Source organism: Chthoniobacter flavus Ellin428 (genome assembly GCF_000173075.1).
Classification (GTDB): domain Bacteria; phylum Verrucomicrobiota; class Verrucomicrobiia; order Chthoniobacterales; family Chthoniobacteraceae; genus Chthoniobacter; species Chthoniobacter flavus.
In genome coordinates this window covers 1-16,579 of the sequence record NZ_ABVL01000011.1, presented here as the reverse complement: position 1 = coordinate 16,579, position 16,579 = coordinate 1, and the positions used below count along the sequence as shown (strand labels likewise).

17 protein-coding genes are annotated in these 16,579 nt (G+C 62.3%); 12 read left to right on the top strand and 5 right to left on the bottom strand.

Annotated elements, in window-relative coordinates; all coding sequences use genetic code 11:
• Window positions 1–18: 18 nt before the first annotated feature.
• Window positions 19–2,484, bottom strand: a complete 2,466-nt coding sequence (locus tag CFE428DRAFT_RS17845) for a DUF6797 domain-containing protein (RefSeq protein WP_131989732.1) — start codon at window positions 2,482–2,484, stop codon at window positions 19–21.
• Between the two features lie 260 nt (window positions 2,485–2,744).
• Between CFE428DRAFT_RS17845 and CFE428DRAFT_RS17840 the strand changes: the two genes are divergently transcribed.
• From CFE428DRAFT_RS17840 to tsaB, 7 genes are all read left to right on the top strand, one after another.
• Entirely contained in the window at window positions 2,745–3,344 is a 600-nt protein-coding gene (locus CFE428DRAFT_RS17840; RefSeq protein ID WP_157447565.1) for an N-acetylmuramoyl-L-alanine amidase family protein, read from the top strand.
• A 342-nt stretch (window positions 3,345–3,686) separates the two neighbouring features.
• Window positions 3,687–5,186: a bifunctional ADP-dependent NAD(P)H-hydrate dehydratase/NAD(P)H-hydrate epimerase gene (locus CFE428DRAFT_RS17835; protein WP_006981019.1), complete on the top strand. Its 1,500-nt coding sequence runs from the start codon at window positions 3,687–3,689 to the stop codon at window positions 5,184–5,186.
• A gap of 174 nt (window positions 5,187–5,360) precedes the next feature.
• Window positions 5,361–6,398, top strand: coding sequence for a signal peptide peptidase SppA (sppA, locus tag CFE428DRAFT_RS17830; RefSeq protein WP_006981018.1), 1,038 nt, complete (start codon window positions 5,361–5,363; stop codon window positions 6,396–6,398).
• 3 nt (window positions 6,399–6,401) lie between these two features.
• The gene (locus CFE428DRAFT_RS17825) at window positions 6,402–7,223 is read left to right on the top strand and encodes a CPBP family intramembrane glutamic endopeptidase (protein ID WP_006981017.1); all 822 of its coding nucleotides are present in this window, start codon (window positions 6,402–6,404) and stop codon (window positions 7,221–7,223) included.
• A 6-nt stretch (window positions 7,224–7,229) separates the two neighbouring features.
• Entirely contained in the window at window positions 7,230–8,150 is a 921-nt protein-coding gene (locus tag CFE428DRAFT_RS17820; RefSeq protein ID WP_006981016.1) for a thiamine-phosphate kinase, read from the top strand.
• On the top strand, window positions 8,122–8,538 hold the full coding sequence (gene tsaE, locus CFE428DRAFT_RS17815; protein WP_006981015.1) for a tRNA (adenosine(37)-N6)-threonylcarbamoyltransferase complex ATPase subunit type 1 TsaE: 417 nt from the start codon (window positions 8,122–8,124) through the stop codon (window positions 8,536–8,538). The genes CFE428DRAFT_RS17820 and tsaE overlap by 29 nt, the downstream gene beginning before the upstream one ends.
• The gene (tsaB, locus tag CFE428DRAFT_RS17810; protein ID WP_006981014.1) at window positions 8,535–9,158 is read left to right on the top strand and encodes a tRNA (adenosine(37)-N6)-threonylcarbamoyltransferase complex dimerization subunit type 1 TsaB; all 624 of its coding nucleotides are present in this window, start codon (window positions 8,535–8,537) and stop codon (window positions 9,156–9,158) included. Before tsaE ends, tsaB begins: the two co-directional genes overlap by 4 nt.
• Window positions 9,159–9,627: 469 nt before the next feature.
• On the opposite strand, the gene CFE428DRAFT_RS17805 is transcribed toward tsaB, so the two are convergent.
• Both CFE428DRAFT_RS17805 and ribD read right to left on the bottom strand, forming a co-directional pair.
• A complete protein-coding gene (locus tag CFE428DRAFT_RS17805; RefSeq protein ID WP_131989733.1) occupies window positions 9,628–10,308 on the bottom strand; it encodes a hypothetical protein in 681 nt (226 codons plus the stop codon).
• Between the two features lie 124 nt (window positions 10,309–10,432).
• Window positions 10,433–11,467 carry a bifunctional diaminohydroxyphosphoribosylaminopyrimidine deaminase/5-amino-6-(5-phosphoribosylamino)uracil reductase RibD gene (ribD, locus tag CFE428DRAFT_RS17800; protein WP_006981012.1) on the bottom strand — a complete coding sequence of 345 codons (1,035 nt, stop codon included), beginning with the start codon at window positions 11,465–11,467 and terminating at the stop codon, window positions 10,433–10,435.
• Between the two features lie 52 nt (window positions 11,468–11,519).
• Here ribD and CFE428DRAFT_RS17795 point away from each other — a divergent pair, with 52 nt between their 5' ends.
• The 4 genes from CFE428DRAFT_RS17795 to cls all read left to right on the top strand — a co-directional run bounded on the left by CFE428DRAFT_RS17795 (window position 11,520) and on the right by cls (window position 15,237).
• The gene (locus tag CFE428DRAFT_RS17795) at window positions 11,520–12,500 is read left to right on the top strand and encodes a type II secretion system F family protein (protein ID WP_006981011.1); all 981 of its coding nucleotides are present in this window, start codon (window positions 11,520–11,522) and stop codon (window positions 12,498–12,500) included.
• A gap of 213 nt (window positions 12,501–12,713) precedes the next feature.
• The gene (locus tag CFE428DRAFT_RS17790; RefSeq protein ID WP_042725288.1) at window positions 12,714–13,175 is read left to right on the top strand and encodes an Hsp20/alpha crystallin family protein; all 462 of its coding nucleotides are present in this window, start codon (window positions 12,714–12,716) and stop codon (window positions 13,173–13,175) included.
• A gap of 94 nt (window positions 13,176–13,269) precedes the next feature.
• Window positions 13,270–13,656, top strand: a complete 387-nt coding sequence (locus CFE428DRAFT_RS17785) for an Hsp20/alpha crystallin family protein (RefSeq protein WP_006981009.1) — start codon at window positions 13,270–13,272, stop codon at window positions 13,654–13,656.
• 150 nt (window positions 13,657–13,806) lie between these two features.
• On the top strand, window positions 13,807–15,237 hold the full coding sequence (gene cls / locus CFE428DRAFT_RS17780) for a cardiolipin synthase (RefSeq protein ID WP_006981008.1): 1,431 nt from the start codon (window positions 13,807–13,809) through the stop codon (window positions 15,235–15,237).
• Between the two features lie 425 nt (window positions 15,238–15,662).
• Here cls and CFE428DRAFT_RS17775 read toward each other — a convergent pair whose 3' ends face one another.
• Both CFE428DRAFT_RS17775 and CFE428DRAFT_RS37500 read right to left on the bottom strand, forming a co-directional pair.
• On the bottom strand, window positions 15,663–15,902 hold the full coding sequence (locus CFE428DRAFT_RS17775; RefSeq protein WP_006981007.1) for a hypothetical protein: 240 nt from the start codon (window positions 15,900–15,902) through the stop codon (window positions 15,663–15,665).
• A gap of 175 nt (window positions 15,903–16,077) precedes the next feature.
• Window positions 16,078–16,365, bottom strand: a complete 288-nt coding sequence (locus CFE428DRAFT_RS37500; protein ID WP_006981006.1) for a hypothetical protein — start codon at window positions 16,363–16,365, stop codon at window positions 16,078–16,080.
• A 16-nt stretch (window positions 16,366–16,381) separates the two neighbouring features.
• Here CFE428DRAFT_RS37500 and CFE428DRAFT_RS39920 point away from each other — a divergent pair.
• The coding region (locus CFE428DRAFT_RS39920; protein ID WP_237705521.1) for a hypothetical protein at window positions 16,382–16,579 on the top strand (198 nt) is incomplete at its 3' end.

The following is a 16,579-nucleotide window of genomic DNA, read 5'->3' as shown; positions in this document are numbered from 1 at the left end:
AGAACCCCGCTACGCCGTCTATTTCTCCGCCAGCGCGTGGATCGTGTTGATCACCTCGCTGCGGATCTCCCCGCCATCCGCTGAGCGGATGCCAAACTTGATCGCCATCTGCATCACCGGCTTGATCTCGGGGATCTCCAGGAAGACGGATTTCTTGTCCGCGGAAACGGTCGCGCTCTTCACGGTCAGCGTGTCGTGTTTCTTCTGCGCCATTTGCTGATTGGTGTACTGCATCGCGCCGTCCTTGCCCTGTTCCGTAGGTGTGACTGCGGCGCCCATCGTCGAAATCTCCGGTGAGCCGTAGGCGCTCGACCAGATGTAATTCCACACCTCCACGCCCCAGTTCTGCACGTCGGCCGCGCTGGCGGCGTCGAGTTCGCAGGCGAAATCCAATCGCACACCGCGCTTCGTCGCGTGCAGCCCGATGGGCATCCGCACGGGTGCCGCGGATTGGTAGCGCACCCGCTGAAAACACCCGTTCTTCACCGCCGTCGTCTGCCAGCCCCGCAGGCCGGCGACATAAAGCTGCCCATCCTTCGGATTGAACCGCGCGCGCATGATGCCGCTCTGGAAATTCACCGGGAAACGCACCACGCCGCCTTGCATCACCGTCGCCGGTCGCGGACTGATCGCCGAGGGCACATTCGCGCCGGAGACCTCCTCGCGCAGCACACCGAAAAGCGAGCACGTCCCGTAGCTGGTGTGCAGCAGTTGCCCGCGCCACGGACCCCAGCGGTTGTCATCCGGGACCCACACCTGGCCGCCGCTCGAGTTGTCCACGCGCTTCGGCATCCAGCAAAGCGGCCGGTCATAGTCCGTCGGCAGCGGGTCGCGATGCGCCAGCGGCACCACCCCATAGAAGCCGCCCGGCTTGATCCAATTCAACCGGCAGACCGGCGTCCACGTGCCTTCGTTGTCGCCCGTCGTCAGTTCGCCGTGCGGACCGCACCCGATTCCATTGGGCGCACGGAATCCCGTCGCCACCACATCGAGCTTCGAACCATCCGGCGACACGCGCATGAGCGACCCGTGATGCGCCATGACCTCATCGAAGCCGCGCCCGCCATTTTTCACGGGGCCGGCTTTGGCGAAATAGAAATTCCCCTGCGGATCCGTCTGCAGATCGAAGACAAATTCGTGGAAGCTCTTCGTCACCTTCACGTCGAAGTTGAACGCCTCATAGGAGTCGGCCTCGCCGTCACCATTGAGGTCGCGCAAGTGCCACAGCCCATCGCGGCACGTCACATAGATATCGCCGTTCACGATCTTCAATCCCAGGGCATGGTACAGCCCGCTGGCGAAACGCTTCCACGTCACGTGCCCCAGCGTGTCGTCGATTCCCGAGACGATGAACACATCGCCGTGAAAGGTGCACACCGCCGCGCGGCCATCCGGGAAGAAATCGAATCCCCCGATGAACATCGGCGCGTTCCATGGATTCGGCTCCGGCACCTTGATCGTATCCACCACATAAGCCGAATCCGCCTTCGCCGTCGCAGTATCGCCCTCGGTGACCACCGGCTCCGGCCAATGCGCCGGGCCGCCTTTGAGCAACGCGGGCAGGTTGATGTCCGGCTCGTGGAAAAAGAGCGGCGCGCCACGGCCATCGGGGTCGCGCGCCGGCGCCGTCCAGTAGGCGACCTGGAAGGTGGCCGGCCTGGCATGCGGCGCCACTTCGAGCGCGAGCTGACCGTTGAGCTTCCGCCACATCGAGCCATCGGGATCGCCGGCCGCCCAGATCATCACTTCGCCATGATCGCCATGCACCCACGGCGTCGATTGCATCACGCGCTCCTTGTCTTCCAGCCCTTCGACCGCCCCCTCGGTGCGCTTGTGCGTCGGCACGTCGAACGGATTGTCCGCCTGCGGATTCCCCGCCACGAGGATCTGCATCGGCTGTTTCGTCGGCGGCACATAAAAAGTGCGCGTGAAGTAGGCGCCGCCATTCATCACCTCATCGTAGCCCGGCATCTCCAATACGTCGATCCCACCGATGTTCCATTTCAGGATGGTTTTGCGGCCGTTCACGAAGAACCCCTTGAAACGCGCCTGCCCCGGCGGCAACGGCCCGAACGGCTCCGGCCGCGCATCCTTCCACACCTGCGGCGCTTTCCCAGCGATGAACCCCGGGCCTTCGCCGGTCGTGAAAGACACGTCCCCCAAGGCCGTCGGGTAATCGCCCCGCGACATCAGGTTCATCGGCGTGGTAAACTTGCCCGTCCACACCCCCACCACGCGACAAAGGTCGAGATCATAAGCGATCGCCGCTTCCCCTTGGTCACCGATCTTGATTGCGATTCCCTTGAGCGCCGTCGCCTTCGGTGTTTTGGCGTCCACGCCCTTGCCCACCCCGATCGTACCGAGAATCCACGGCCCGGGCGCCTCGCCGGTCCGCGTGGCCATTTTTTGCGCCGAGAGCGGGAGCGTCAAAGCGATCAAGGCCGTGGCAAAGAGGGAGCGAGTGGAGAGTGGAGATACTGGCATGGCGGGAAAATCGGCGGCCGCAGAATCAATGGAGGGCCACGGCCACCAGATGTTAACGAGCATGCCCGTGAATGCCACCGGCGATTGAAATTCTGTTCGGAAAAAACGAACGCCAACCGCCCTGCGACGCTCCAAAGCCTCCCGCAACCCGTCCTTCCCACTACCCCATCTCTCAAACTTTCGCCGTGCCCATCAATTCCTGTAGCGATTTTCCTCTCGCCAAGCGCACCGGTTTTCCAAACTCTTTGGCGCGGTTTGCCATGAAATACCCCGGTTTCCTACTTACCTTGGTTTTCACTGTGGTCTTCCTCGCTGTCTCCCCGGCGCGAGCGCTCACCGTCGTTATCGATCCGGGCCATGGAGGCATCGATCGTGGTGGCGCTCCCGGTCAGCGGGTACCCGAGAAACCTTATACCCTCGACGTTGGCCTGCGGCTCGCGGCCACTTTGCGCGCGCATGGGTTTCACGTCATCCTCACGCGCGATGGCGATTACTTCGTCGGCCTCCGCCAGCGCTGCGACATCGCCAATGCCCAGAGCAACGCCATCTTTGTCAGCGTCCATTTCAATGGCGCACCGCGCATCGCGGCGGACGGCGTGGAGACCTATTACTACTCGTCGCAGAGCGCCTCGCTCGCCGCAGCCGTGCATCGGCGACTGCTCGCGGCGACTGGCTTGGAAGACCGGCACGTTCGCCGACGCGGGTTTTTCGTCATTCGCCGCACGATCATCCCCTCGATCCTCGTCGAGCCGGGATTTCTGAGTAACCCCCAAGACGCGGACAAGGTCGGCAACTCGGCTGCCTACCGGCAAAAGATCGCCGATGCCATCGCACGCGGGATCATGGATCGCTATCAGTGACCCGCAGTCCAAGGCAGGTCTGCGAATTAGATTGGAAATGAGCCCAAGCCATTCCAATCCAGCGAAGTCGCAGGAGCTCCGGGGAGCGCACGCTCACCCTTCAACCTACCCCCACTATTCCCCTCCGCCTCTTCGGTCTCGAGTGCTGGCGAAGGCGTCTCGCCTTCGCGGACTTTTTCCCACCTCCTTCTCCAAGGCAACGGACAATATCTGTGAGGGCGCAGAAGAAGTTCGTTTCGGCGAGACGCCGAAACCAGCACTCGGGACGAGTGCGCTCCCCAGAGACCTCCTGCCGCGTCTTTACTGCCGACACCACATCTCTGAAACCACTGGAGCATCGCTATGATCCTGACTTCGCGTGAAATGAAAGCGCTGGAGGAACGCGCCTTTGCCGATGGTATCACCGCCGAGGCCCTGATGGAGGAAGCCGGCCGGAAGATCGCCGAAACGGTGCGCCAGTTTTACCCCTTTCCTGGCAAGTGCATCGTCGTCTTCGGCAAAGGCCACAATGGAGGCGATGCCTTGGTCGCCGCCCGGCACCTTGCGGAAGCGGGCTGGACGCTCGAGTGGAAGCCTGCCTTCCCAGAAGACAAATGGGCGCCTTTGACCCGCCAGAATTGGGAGGTCGTGCGCGACATCGCCACCGGACCAGACGGCCGCCATTGCATCCTGTCGAGGCCGGGACCACAGCCGGTGATCATCCTGGACGGCCTGCTCGGGATCGGCGCCGGCGGAGCGTTGCGCCCGCCCATTCTCGACGCCACCCGCGAGATCAATCGCCTCCGCGCCACCAGCAACGCCCGGGTCTTCGCCATCGATCTGCCCACCGGCCTCGATAGCGAAACCGGCGCCGCCGATCCGGACACCGTGATCGCCGACTACACGCTGACTATTTCCTTCGCCAAGCAGCCGTTACTGGCCGATGCCGCCGCTCGCTTCGTTGGCCGACTGGCCGTATTGCCACTGGAAGAACTCAGCAAGCGCGCCTCCGGCGGGAATCCTGACGGCGTGGCCACCGCCGAAGAGCTCCAATCCACGCTCCCCCGGCGCAATTTCGACATGCACAAAGGCCAGTGCGGGCGGGTCGGAATCGTCGCCGGTTCCCGTGGTTTCGTCGGTGCGGCCATCATGTCCGCCGAGGCCTGTGTCCGTGCCGGGGCCGGGCTCATCACCCTCTTCGCCACCGAAAACATCTATCTCATCGTCGTCTCCGCCATCGGCCCCGAGGTGATGGTAAAACCGGTGCAATCCTATCTGGAAGTGCTCGAAGCCAAGACCGACGTCCTCGCCATCGGTCCAGGCTTGGGTAGCGGCCACGCCAGCGAAGTGCGCCAAATCATCGAACAGGCCCCCCAGCCCATGGTCGTGGACGCCGACGCCCTCAATATCCTCTCCGACAGCATCCATCTCTTGGATCGCTGCGCCGGCCCTCGCCTGCTCACCCCGCATCCCGGGGAAATGGCCCGGCTCGATCCCAAGTCCAAAGATCGCAGCCGCCGCGAGACCGTCGAAGCCTTCACCACCCGCTGGCCCCATACCCTCCTGTTGAAAGGTTCCCGCACCCTCATAGGCCAGCGTGACCACCCCTTTTCTTACAACACCACCGGCTCGCCCGGCATGGCCACCGGTGGCATGGGCGATATCCTTACTGGCGTCTGCGCCGCGCTCGCCGGGCAGGGTCTTTCCCTCTACGACGCCGCCCGGGTGGGGGCCTGGCTCTGTGGCCGCGCCGCCGAACTCGCGGTGACGGTAGGCGACGAATCCGAGGAATCCCTGACTCCGACACTGCTATTCCGATACCTTGGCCGGGCTTTCCAAGATCTGCGAGCGGGGAAGGGGTGAAGGCGGAAGGGCAGAACACCCAACATCCAATTAGTCCCACCCAAAAGCCCGCTCGCGCACGTAGCCTGCGCAATTGGATGTTCGATGTTGGGTGTTGGATGTTGGATGTTCCACCTTCCCCTCCCCCGCTTCCCTCTTGTCTAACGTCCCCACATCCGCCAACGTTCCCCCTCCATGACGCAGAAAAATTCAGGCTGTCTCTGGATGCTGGCGGGCTTCGGCCTTTGCCTCGGCTTCCTCACGGTCCTAGCCATCGTCTTCATCGTAGCCAGCGGCAACAGCGTGCGCACCGTCGTCATGCCCAGGGCGCCGCGCTTTGAGGAATCCGTCGTCGTGGACGCCAAGCCGACCAAGGATGGCAAGGTGACCGACTCCAAAATCGCCCTCATTTACCTGCGGGGTGTCATCAGCTCTTCCGAACCGGGTGCCCTCGGCGAATCGATGGTCGACGACCTGAAAATTCAGCTCGAGCAGGCCGCCACCGACGAAAAAGTGAAGGCCGTGGTGCTCTATGTCGATTCCCCCGGTGGTGAGGTCACCGCCTCCGATTCCATTTACGATGCCGTGCGCAAGGTGCGCGAGGGCGGTTACGGAAAGAAGAAACCGGTCGTCGTCTACATGGGCTCGCTCGCGGCTTCGGGCGGTTATTACATCTCCTGCGCCGGCACCTGGCTCATGGCGAATGAAACCACGCTCACCGGCTCCATCGGTGTGATCATGCAATCGCTCAACTACAAGGAGCTTTTCGGCAAGCTCGGGCTGCAGACCGTCACCTTCAAGAGCGGCCAGTTCAAAGACATGCTCAGCGGTTCGCGCGATCTCACCCAGGAAGAGCGCGATTACATCCAGAAGATGGTCATGGACACCTACGGCAAGTTCGTCGGCATCGTGGCCAAGGAGCGCAAGCTCAACGAAGACGAACTTCGCCACGGCCTCGCCGATGGCCGCGTCATCTCCGGCAAGGACGCCCTCGCCGCCAAGCTGATCAACGCCACTGGCGAAGTGGAAGACGCCTACGCCAAGGCCATGGAACTCGGCAACGCACGGGGCGCCACGGTCATTCGCTACGAGTCGCCCTTCAAGCTCGGGAAACTTTTCCGTCTGCTGGGCCAAAGTGAAAAGACCAGCGTTGAGGTGAATCTGGCCAACACCATCCGACCGAAGCTCGAAGCCGGGCGGCTCTATTTCCTGCCGGGCTCTTACGCGCCGTAACCCTTGCCGGTTTCCGCTTCCCCAACGCTTGCGGACTTTCTCGTCGCGGGATTTTTCGTCCTCATCGGCCTGGCGATCTACGGCCGGCAGTTGATCCGGATCATTCGCGAAGGCGGGAAGGTGCTCGTCGACCAATTCGACCTGCCCGAGTTGCTGATGAGCCTGGTCTTCGCCGGGTTCTTCGGCTTCATGGCGCTCGGCGCCGTGCAGCGACACGCGCACGAAGAGACGAAGGTGGATATCAGCGCCGTGCTGCCGAACTCGCTGCTCTTCATCGCGTTCGTCATCGGCATCGGAGGCTTCATGGCCTTCCGCGGCATCCAGCTCCGGCGCGCTTTCGGGCTCGACCGGGTAGGGCCCCTGGCGTTGCTGGGCTGGGCGATCGGCCTGCTGCTTGCGGCCTTTCCCCTCGCCGCAGTCGCCAACGCCATTACCGCGCTCCTTTCGCACGGCGCACTCGAGCCCCAGCCGCTGGTCGATCTCTTCACTAAAATGGCGAAGGAGCACGACTACGCGTCGATGAGCAAAATCCTCGTCTCCGCCGTGCTCATTCAGCCGGCTTGCGAAGAGTTCCTATTTCGCGGATTTTTCTACGGCGTATGGAAACGCTATGTCGGCCCGTGGAGCGCCGGCTTTTTTGCCTGCCTGCTTTTCGCGGCCTTTCACACCAGCCTCGCGGCCTTCGCCGGTCTCTTCGTCCTCGCGGTCTGCCTGAATATCGCCTACGAGCGCACCGGCTCGTTGCTCGTGCCGATCTGCATGCACGCGCTCTTCAATTTCACCAGCCTGCTCGTGCTCTACGCGCAGGTGCAATTCGCTCATTAGAATTGCATGCCTCGCTCCCGGCATAACTCCTCTCCTACGCTCGCCGATTGGGGCGAGGATCGTCTCGTCGCTGCCCTCACGCGCGACCTGCCGCACGGCGCGGAAGTGCTCGTCGGCGCGGGAGACGATTGCGCGGTGATCGGACGCAAGCGTGATGCGCGCTGGCAGCTCTTGAAAACGGATGTCGTCATCGAAGGGATCCATTTCCTGCCGGATGAAGACGCCCGCCGCGTCGGCTGGAAAGCCCTCTGCCGTGCGATCAGCGATATCGCCGCGATGGGCGGAATACCCGCGCACGCCCTCATTACCCTCGCCGCACCGGCAGCGACACCCGTCGACCGCGTGAAAGCCCTCTACGCCGGCCTGCGCAAAGCGGCGCGGAAATATGACGTGGGCATCGTCGGTGGCGAAACATCGCGTTCTCCCGGCCCGCTCTTTCTCAACATCGCGCTCACCGGCTGGGTCGAGCGTCAGCAGTGCGTGCTGCGTTCCGGTGGACGGCCCGGCGATTCCCTCTACGTCACCGGCCGTCTCGGTGGCTCACTGGCCGGCAAGCATCTCGACTTCCAACCCCGCATCGAGGAAGCCCGCTGGCTCGTTTCTCATTTCAAACCGCGCGCCATGATGGACCTGAGCGACGGTCTCGCCGCCGACCTCCCACGCCTCGCCGCTGCCAGCCAATGCGGCTACACCATCGACGAAGCGTGCCTCCCTTTAAATACCGGCTGCACTCCCACTCAAGCGATGAGCGACGGCGAAGACTTCGAACTCCTCTTCGCGTTGCCCGCGCGTTCCGCAACCGCCCTCGAAGCAGCTTGGAAAAAGCGCTTTCCCCGTCTGCCGCTCACGCAAATCGGCCGTCTCATTCCGCATTCCGCAATCCGCACTCCGTATTCCCATGGGTACGATCATTTCGCAGAGCGCTGACGAAACCATCGCCCACGGCCGTGCCCACGCCGCCGCCCTCCGGCGCGGTGACGTCCTCGCCCTGTGTGGCGATCTCGGCGCTGGCAAAACCCATTTCGTGAAAGGCCTCGTCGCCGCACTCGGCGCCACCGCCGGCGTCACCAGCCCCACCTTCACCCTCATCCACGAATACCTCGGCGGCCGTCTCCCGCTCTATCATTTCGATTTCTACCGCCTGGAGGACGAAGACGAGGCGCTCAAGATCGGCCTCGACGAATATCTCAACGGTGACGGCGTGTGTGTCATCGAATGGGGCGACAAATTCCCCGGCCTGCTCCCCGCACACACCCAGTGGCTCCGCTTCACCCACCGCGCCGACGGGGCCCGCGTCATCGAGGAATCCGCATGATCACGCTCGCCATCGACACCTCCACTCCGCACGGCAGCGTCGCGCTGCTCGCCGATGATGCTCTGCTCTTCGACGAGCATTTCATCGGCGACCGCAGCCACAGCGCTTCACTCTTCGTCGCCCTCGAAAAGGTGCGCGCGCAAACCGATCGTGTTGACCAGATCGCCATCGGCCTTGGCCCCGGTTCCTACGCCGGCGTGCGCATCGCCATCGCGGCCGCCCTTGGCCTCCGCCTCGCGCTCGACGCAAAATTGGCCGGCATCCCCTCCGTCGCCGCGCTCGAAACCGACGCACCGACCTATATCGTCATCGGCGACGCGCGCCGTGACTCCTTCTACTTCTCCCGCATCGAAAACGGCGTGTGCGTGGAAGGTCCGCTCCTCGCCACTGAGGAGGAATTGAAACAACGTCTTGGATCCTGCGCCGCGCTCCCCATCTTCGCCACGGAAGCCGTCCTCCCGTTTCCCGCCGCGCAAATCGCCCTGCCCTCCGCCGCTCTGCTGGCCCGTCTCGCCGCAGCCAACCGCGGCATCATCGCCACGGAAAACCTCGAACCCATCTACCTGCGCGAACCCCACATCACGCAGCCCAAGCAGCGCCCGGGCATTCCCCCGCGGTGATGAGGGCGGTCAAAAGCAGAGCAACGCCACGCCACGCGCGACAGCGTTTCCAAAAAAACACGGGTCATCCTGAGCGAAGCGGGGAATCATGGGCGGAGTCGAAGGACCTCCAATTTCCGTGGGTTTTCGCGCGGAGCCATGACGATCTCCGGACAAGAAAGCGCGTTCGACAGCCATGCGGATGAAGAACAACGATATGGGAGGTCGTTCGCCTGCGCTCGGTCGCCACCCCCTCTCTTCGTTCAAGATGACAGGGATTTTTGGGCGCCGTCATCCTTGAGCGCAGTGTCCGGGGGCGAAGGCGGTGGAAAATGGCGCGCAGTCCTGCCCAAGCGCGTGGAAGCTCCGCGCGAAAACCCACAGAAGTCAGAGGTCCTTCGACTCCGCCCATGATTCCCCGCTTCGCTCAGGATGACGTCGTTTTTTTGAAACGCTGTCGCGTAGGCCAGCAATAATTCGCAAACACCACCTACGCCTTCGCTTCAGCCAGCTCCGGACCCTTCCCGATCTTCAGCAACCGCAATGTCCGCAGCGCCTCAGGCTCCTTGTAATGCCGCCGCAATCCGCTATCGGTCAACGCGCTCGCCGGCACGTGAGTGATGAACTCGGCGAAGCTTTTTTCCACGCGATCCCGCTGGAGCTCGACACCCTTTTTCGTCTCCCAAAACTCTTCCTCGATCTTGGCCAGCGAGAGCGCGGCCTCATCGGGTCCGAGATTCTCACGCCGTCCCAGCAGCCAGACCAATTCCGGATCTTCCGGCAGCGCCACGGGAAACGGCACAAACGGCGCCTTCACCTCTTCCTCCTTCACGGAGGGATCGACCTTCACCTTGCTGCTGATGGTGCGATCCGGCAGGACGATTTCCACTGCCACCTGCTTCGTCTCCTCATCGGGCGTGATGGCCACATTCTCCTCGCCGAAGTGCGCGGTAAGCTCGTTCTGCAGGCCAGTGACGGTCTGAGGCTCGAGATCCGGGATCGCGCCTTTCTCGCAGAATTTTTCGAAGGACTCGATGTTCTTCATCAACTGAACCTCCTTCGCCACCTCATTGTAAATCGCCGTCGCCAGGTGCGGATCGTTCGTCGCCTTGGGGAGCACTTTTTGCAGCAGCGCGAGAAGTTGGGCCTCGTTCAGTCCTTTGATTTTCATAGGCAAATGGCGGTCGAATTTTTCGGGGGCGGGTTTGTCACCCATGCGCCGGAAAAGCGCAAGAAATTACCCCGCGTTTTTTCCCGTCCTCTGTTCTCTCCGTCGGCGGCGACAACGGACCGCTTTACGCCGCGGGAACAGGGGCCGGATATTCCACTTCGCCGGTAAGACAAAGGTTGTCACCCAGGCGCGTGTAAGTGGCGTTGCGAATCGTGGCGGCTTCCGCATTCGACCCGACGCCGAGTCCTTTCACGACCACTGCGGGTCCACCGCAGAGCAAAGGAGCGAGATAAAAGTGCGCGCGCTGCACGAGCCGCCGGTCGAAGGCTTCGCCGAGCACTCCGCCACCGCCCTCGATCATCACGCTGGTGATCTGCCGTTTGCCAAGGTCGCGCAAAACGGTGCGCAATGATTTTTCGCGATAGACCAGCGTCCGCTCGCGATGTTCGTCCGTAAAGAGGTGCGCCTCCTTCGGTAATTTCCCACTGCGGGTAATAACGATCCGCCAGGGCTGTCTCGCTCCGCGCACGCCGCGCACGGTGAGCCGGGGATTATCCTGTCGCAATGTCTCAGCGCCGATGAGGATCGCATCGACCTGCGAGCGCAACCGATGCGCATCCTTCCGCGCGACGGCATTCGTGAGCCACTGGCCTTCTCCCGGCGGGCGCGTGATCCGCCCATCAAGGGACATCCCGGCTTTGGCGATGACCAATGGCATCTTCGTCACGATCCAGTGATTGAACGCCGCGTTCAGCGCGCGGCATTCCGCTTCCAGCACATCGGTGGTGACAGCAATCCCCGTGTCGCGGAGCAGCTTCACTCCACGCCCGGCGTGGGAGGGATTCGGATCGATCGTCCCAATCACCACGCGCCGGAAGCCAGCGGCGATGATCGCTTCCACACACGGTGGCGTGCGTCCATGCGTCGAGCATGGTTCCAGCGTGACGTAGATCGTCGCGCCCCTGGCCAGCGCCGGCTTCGGCAAAGCGCGCAAGGCTTCGATCTCCGCATGCGGCAATCCGGCGCGGTGATGATACCCACGCGCGATGATCTTCCCTGCGCGCACAATGACTGCGCCCACCGCCGGATTGGGGCTGGTCTGGCCCAGTCCCCGGCGTGCTTCGGCCAGAGCCGCTCGCATGAATTCTTCGTCTTGCATCTCCTCGTTAATAAACCTTGCGCAACCGCCTTTGAACCCGGAACTTCACGCCGTGTCACTCAGCCTCCGGGAGAAGCAGCGCCTCTACCATAGCCTGGCGCAACTCGTCCGCCAGGGCATCCCCTTCCCCGCCGCGCTGAATAAACTCGCGCCGGGCGCCCGGGGCGATACCCGCCGGCTGATCGAAGCGGCGCGCAAATCCCTGGCCTCGGGCCACACGGTCGGCGAGGCCTTCACCGCGATGCCATCGGTCGTCTCTTCGCTGGAGAGCGCCGTGGTCAGCGCCGTCGAGAAAAGCGGGCAACTCGATCGCGGATTGCGCGATCTCTCCGAATACTTCGCGGCGCTCGATAAAGCCCGGCGGGACTTTGTGATGCGCTGCGCTTATCCCGTATTCATGCTGCACTTCGGTATTCTGCTGCTGAACGCGCCGACGCTTTTCACCCAGAGTGCCGCCGCCTATGGCCGCCAGGTGGGCACGGCTTTCCTGTTCGTCTACGCCTGTGTCGCCGTCATCGCGTTCGCGGCGCCGCTGCTGCGCGATGCGGGCGCCGTCAGCGCGGGCATCGATCGGCTCCTGATCCTATTTCCGATTCTCGGGCAGATTCGCCGTTCGTTTGCTCTCTCGCGCTTCTGCACCGTCTACGGTTTGCAACTCGACGCGGGGATCAATGTCATCGATTCCGTGATCACGGCCGGTCGCTCCAGTCGCAGTGGACTGGTGCGCTCGGCAGTGGATTCGGCGGTGCCGAATATTCGCGGCGGTTCCCAAGTGGGTCCGTTGCTGGCGGCCAGTGGCGCATTCCCGAGCGATATGGCGCAGGCGTTGATCGTCGGCGAAGAAACTGGCTCGCTCGACGACGAGTTGCAGCGGCTCAGCATGGAGTTCCGGGACCGGGCGCTCGTGGCCCTGGCCGCATTCACCGAGTGGCTGCCGAGGCTGATTTACATCGGTGTTGTGCTGTATATGGGGTGGAAGATTGTCAGCTTCTACCAAGGGTACTACGGACAGATCGAGAAGATGCTCCAGTAGCGCCAAATCGGCGCTGTCGCGTGCGTTATCTCACGGCCGTTGCTGAGTCAATATGACTCTTTTCGGCGAGCGGATTGCGTTTCGAAATCGTGGTACAAATCCCACATCTGTAGCGATTTATGGATAAAAATTGCGGCAGGAAAAGCGGTGGCACTGTCCAAGCTCGACAAGGAAACTGAAGAAACCAAAAACCAACTTCACCAATTCCAACCTATGAGCATTATCCGTTACCAATTCCCGCAAGTACCCAACTGGTCCTCGTCCGATCGTCTGGCTTCCCTGCGCGACGAAGTGAACCGTTTGTTCGACTTCTCGTGGCCGAGCCGCGATAGCGGCCTGTTCAGCGGCTGGTCCCCGGCGCTGGATGTCTTCGATGACAAGGACAACCTGGTCGTCAAAGTCGAGTTGCCAGGTCTGAACAAGGACGAGATCAACATCTCTCTCGACAAGGGCGTCCTCACTGTCTCGGGCGAACGCAAGCAGGAGCACGAGTCGAAAGAGGGCGAGTCCTTCCGCAGCGAACGCTACTTCGGCAAGTTCCACCGCAGCGTGACCCTCCCCGCCACGGTGGACAGCACCAAGGTCAGCGCCTCCTACAAGGACGGAATCCTCACGGTCGACCTGCCGAAAGCCGAGGAAGCCAAGCCGAAGCAGATCGCGGTCAACGTCGCCTGATCAACCAACGCTCACTTCCAGCCTCCGGTGGGTTCGCCATGGCCCGCCGGAGCAAGTTGCAAAACCTCAAACCAATTCACCTTTCAGAAAATCTATGAACGCCACTTTGAACAAACCCACTTCCTCCACCGACGTCGCCCAGAATGGCGCGAACCGGGTCAACTATGTCACCCCGCTGGCCAACATCCTCGAGTCGAAGGACGGCTACGTCCTCGAAGCCGAGATGCCCGGCGTGAATAAGGACGGCCTCGAGGTTATCGTGGAAAACGGCGAACTCACCATCGTCGGCCGCCGCGCGGTGGCCGAGAACCGCGGCCGCGAAGTCTATCGCGAATCCCGTGCCTTCGATTACCGCCGGGCCTTCGAACTCGATCCCTCGATCGACACCACGAAGATCACCGCGAAGATCGATCAAGGCGTCCTGACGCTCCATCTGCCGAAGGCGGAAGCTGTCAAGCCGCGCAAGATCACCGTCGGCTAACCTCGGACCTCATTTGGTTTCGGTAACCCACGCCCCCGTGGCAGCGCACCACGGGGGCGTGCTTTTTTCTTCGTAGCGTAATGGCAGTCGTCTCGATTTCGCGTGGCGTCGAGACTTGCCGAACGCGCGATTTCCGCGCCTTTTAAACGCGTGTCGTTTCATTGGTCCATCGCCTGGTTTGGCTATCTCCTTACCTTGGGAGCGATCCCGCACATTCTCCTGCGCAACAAGCCGCCCGTCTCGACGCTCGCCTGGATTTGGGCGGTCATTCTTTTTCCCTACGTCGGAACGCTTTTCTATTTCGTCTTCGGCACCGAACGCATAGAGCGCAAGAAGCTGCGCGCCCGCCGTGAGATGGCCGCCTCGGGTGCCCGCTCCGAACGGCGTGTGACCGCTTTCACCCGCACGTTGCTCGACGAGTTGCCCGATCCGGAGCGCGCTGCGGTTGAACTGCTCAACAACATCAACGAGCTCGCCGTTTCCTCCGTCCAGTCCACGCGCCTCCTGGTCGGCGGAGCGCAATTCTTCTCCGCGCTCGGTCAGCGGATTGACGAAGCGCGCGAGCATGTGCACATCGAGTTCTTCATCTGGCGCGATGACGCTCGCGGCCGTGAGCTCCGCGAACATCTCATCGCCGCCGCGAAGCGCGGCGTGGAGGTCCGCGTGCTCGTCGATCAAATCGGCAGCTTCGGCCTGCGCCGCTCTTTTTTCGATCCGCTCTGCGAAGCGGGCGGGAAGTTTGCCTGGTTCCGCACCGCGCATCCTTTGCGCAATCGCTGGACCTTCCACCTCCGCAACCATCGCAAGCTGCAGATCATCGACGGCCGCATCGCTTTCGTCGGCGGCATGAATATGGCCCGCGAATACGCCGGCGAAGATCCGGAGGTCGGCCCGTGGCGGGACGTGCAGATCGAGCTCACCGGCGGCGTGGCCAAACGCTTGCAGATGACTTTTGCCGACGACTGGTTTTTCGTCACCGAGGAGAAGCTGCTCGAAAAGCACTACTATCCCCAGCCGGTCGTGCCGCAGAAATACCTCGTGCAATCGATGCCCGACGGGCCCGACTCCCCGGACGACCCCATCCAGATGTCGATGGTCTACCTGCTCAACTCCGCGCGACACCGGGTGTGGCTCACTGCCGGATATTTCGTGCCGAAGGAGCCCCTGCTCACCGCACTGGAACTGGCCGCCGCGCGCGGCGTCGATGTGCGCCTCCTCGTCTCGGAGAAGTCGGACCACCCCTTGCTCGTCAACGTCGGCCGCTCTTACTACGAGGAACTGCTCCGCTTCGGCGTGAAGATCTACGAATACGATAAGGGCATCAACCACGCGAAAGTGACGCTGATCGATGACAAATGGCTCATGGTCGGCTCGGCGAATTTCGACATCCGTTCCATGCGCTTGAATTTCGAGCTGAACGTCGCCGTGCGTGACCCCGAGCGCGCCGCGGAACTCGAGGCGGTCCTCGCGCATGATTTCGATCTCGATTCACGGCCCATCGTGCTCGAGGAGTTTCTCGTGCGCCCGTGGTCGCAGCGGTTGAAGGAGAGCCTGTTGCGGCCGCTGGCGCCGCTGCTGTAATCGCGATGGCGGGGCAGCGCTGCAGATGAACACCCGCTGCTCCGGGAAGACGGGTCGCTATGCCCCACAATTCGGCGGCCGCCGTGGGTTTTGCGGCGGGGTGTCGTTTGATTGGTGACGTGAGAGCATTAAGCAGTGTTTACGAATTCGAAAGGACGAGCCACGGGCGCTTGCGTTCTCTAGTGCGGCGGTGCTCCCTAAGCATTAACCCACATCTTTGCTCGGCGTTTGGACGTCGATACGAATAGCGCCTTGGGATCGGCGACTTTCCAGTCGCCGACCGAGACTTACGCGCGGAGCGCCATCTTTGGGGCGTCGCTCCGCGACGCAGGGCGACTGGAAAGTCGCCCCTCCCAGTGAGCCGCAGTCGAATTCACCGCTGTCTCTACTGACCAAAGCTGTGGGTAATGCCGCGCGGTCCTCGACTAACTCCAATAGACGTAAATGTCCACCCGGTGCTTGGTATCATCCACCGTGACTTCCGCCCACTCCGCGCCTTCACCGGGCTCGATCTGAAAGTGACGGATTCCCGTGGACGGAGAGGTCGCGTGGACGTCGAGAGTGCCGGGCGATTGTTGCAACCACCGCTCGATGTCAGCCGGCGGAGCGGTGAAGGTGACTCGAAAGGCGCGAGTGAAAGGACCGCCGCTGGTCGTGATGTCCAAATGTTTCGCGGAGCCGGGAAACGGGGCCAGCCGTCCCCAAGCGAGAGCACAGGCAATGGCCGAGGGACGATTGAGCCAGGAGTTCGGTGAAAGGACGGTGTAAGCGGCCGCCGCAACTAACCCAAGTTCGACAGTTACGAAGTTAGTTGGGTTGATTTTGAAGGGCTTACGTTGATTAAAGGCGGTTTTTCTCCACTACATTTTCGATGATTTTCGGACGCGTGGGCAGTTTCAGGCCCAAGTGAGCCAGCAGATCGGCGGCCAGCGGTTCGGGTTTGCTGACTAGGCGCAGCCGGGTTTCGCCGCGGTCACGGACGTTGAACAAGAGGTCCATGGAATGAATGGTGCCGAGTTCCTGCACCACTTGCCGAGCGGTGTCTCCCATGGCCTTGGCTTTGAGCCAGAGTTCCAAGGTGCGCCACATGACCAGCGCCAGGAAGCAGACCAGGATGTGGGCCTGCACCCCGATCTTCTTTTTGATGAAAGACTGGGCGCAGTCCCAAGTCGCTCTTGCTGGTCCGAAAGGCGTCTTCGACTTCCGTCAGTTGGATATACCAACGCCAAAGCTTGCCGGGATCTTCTTCGGTGCAGTTGGTGCGCAGCAGATAGGCGCCATGGGCGGCTTGCGCCCATTCGGTTTTGCTCGGGTCTTCGCTGACGCGCAGTCCGACCGCGCG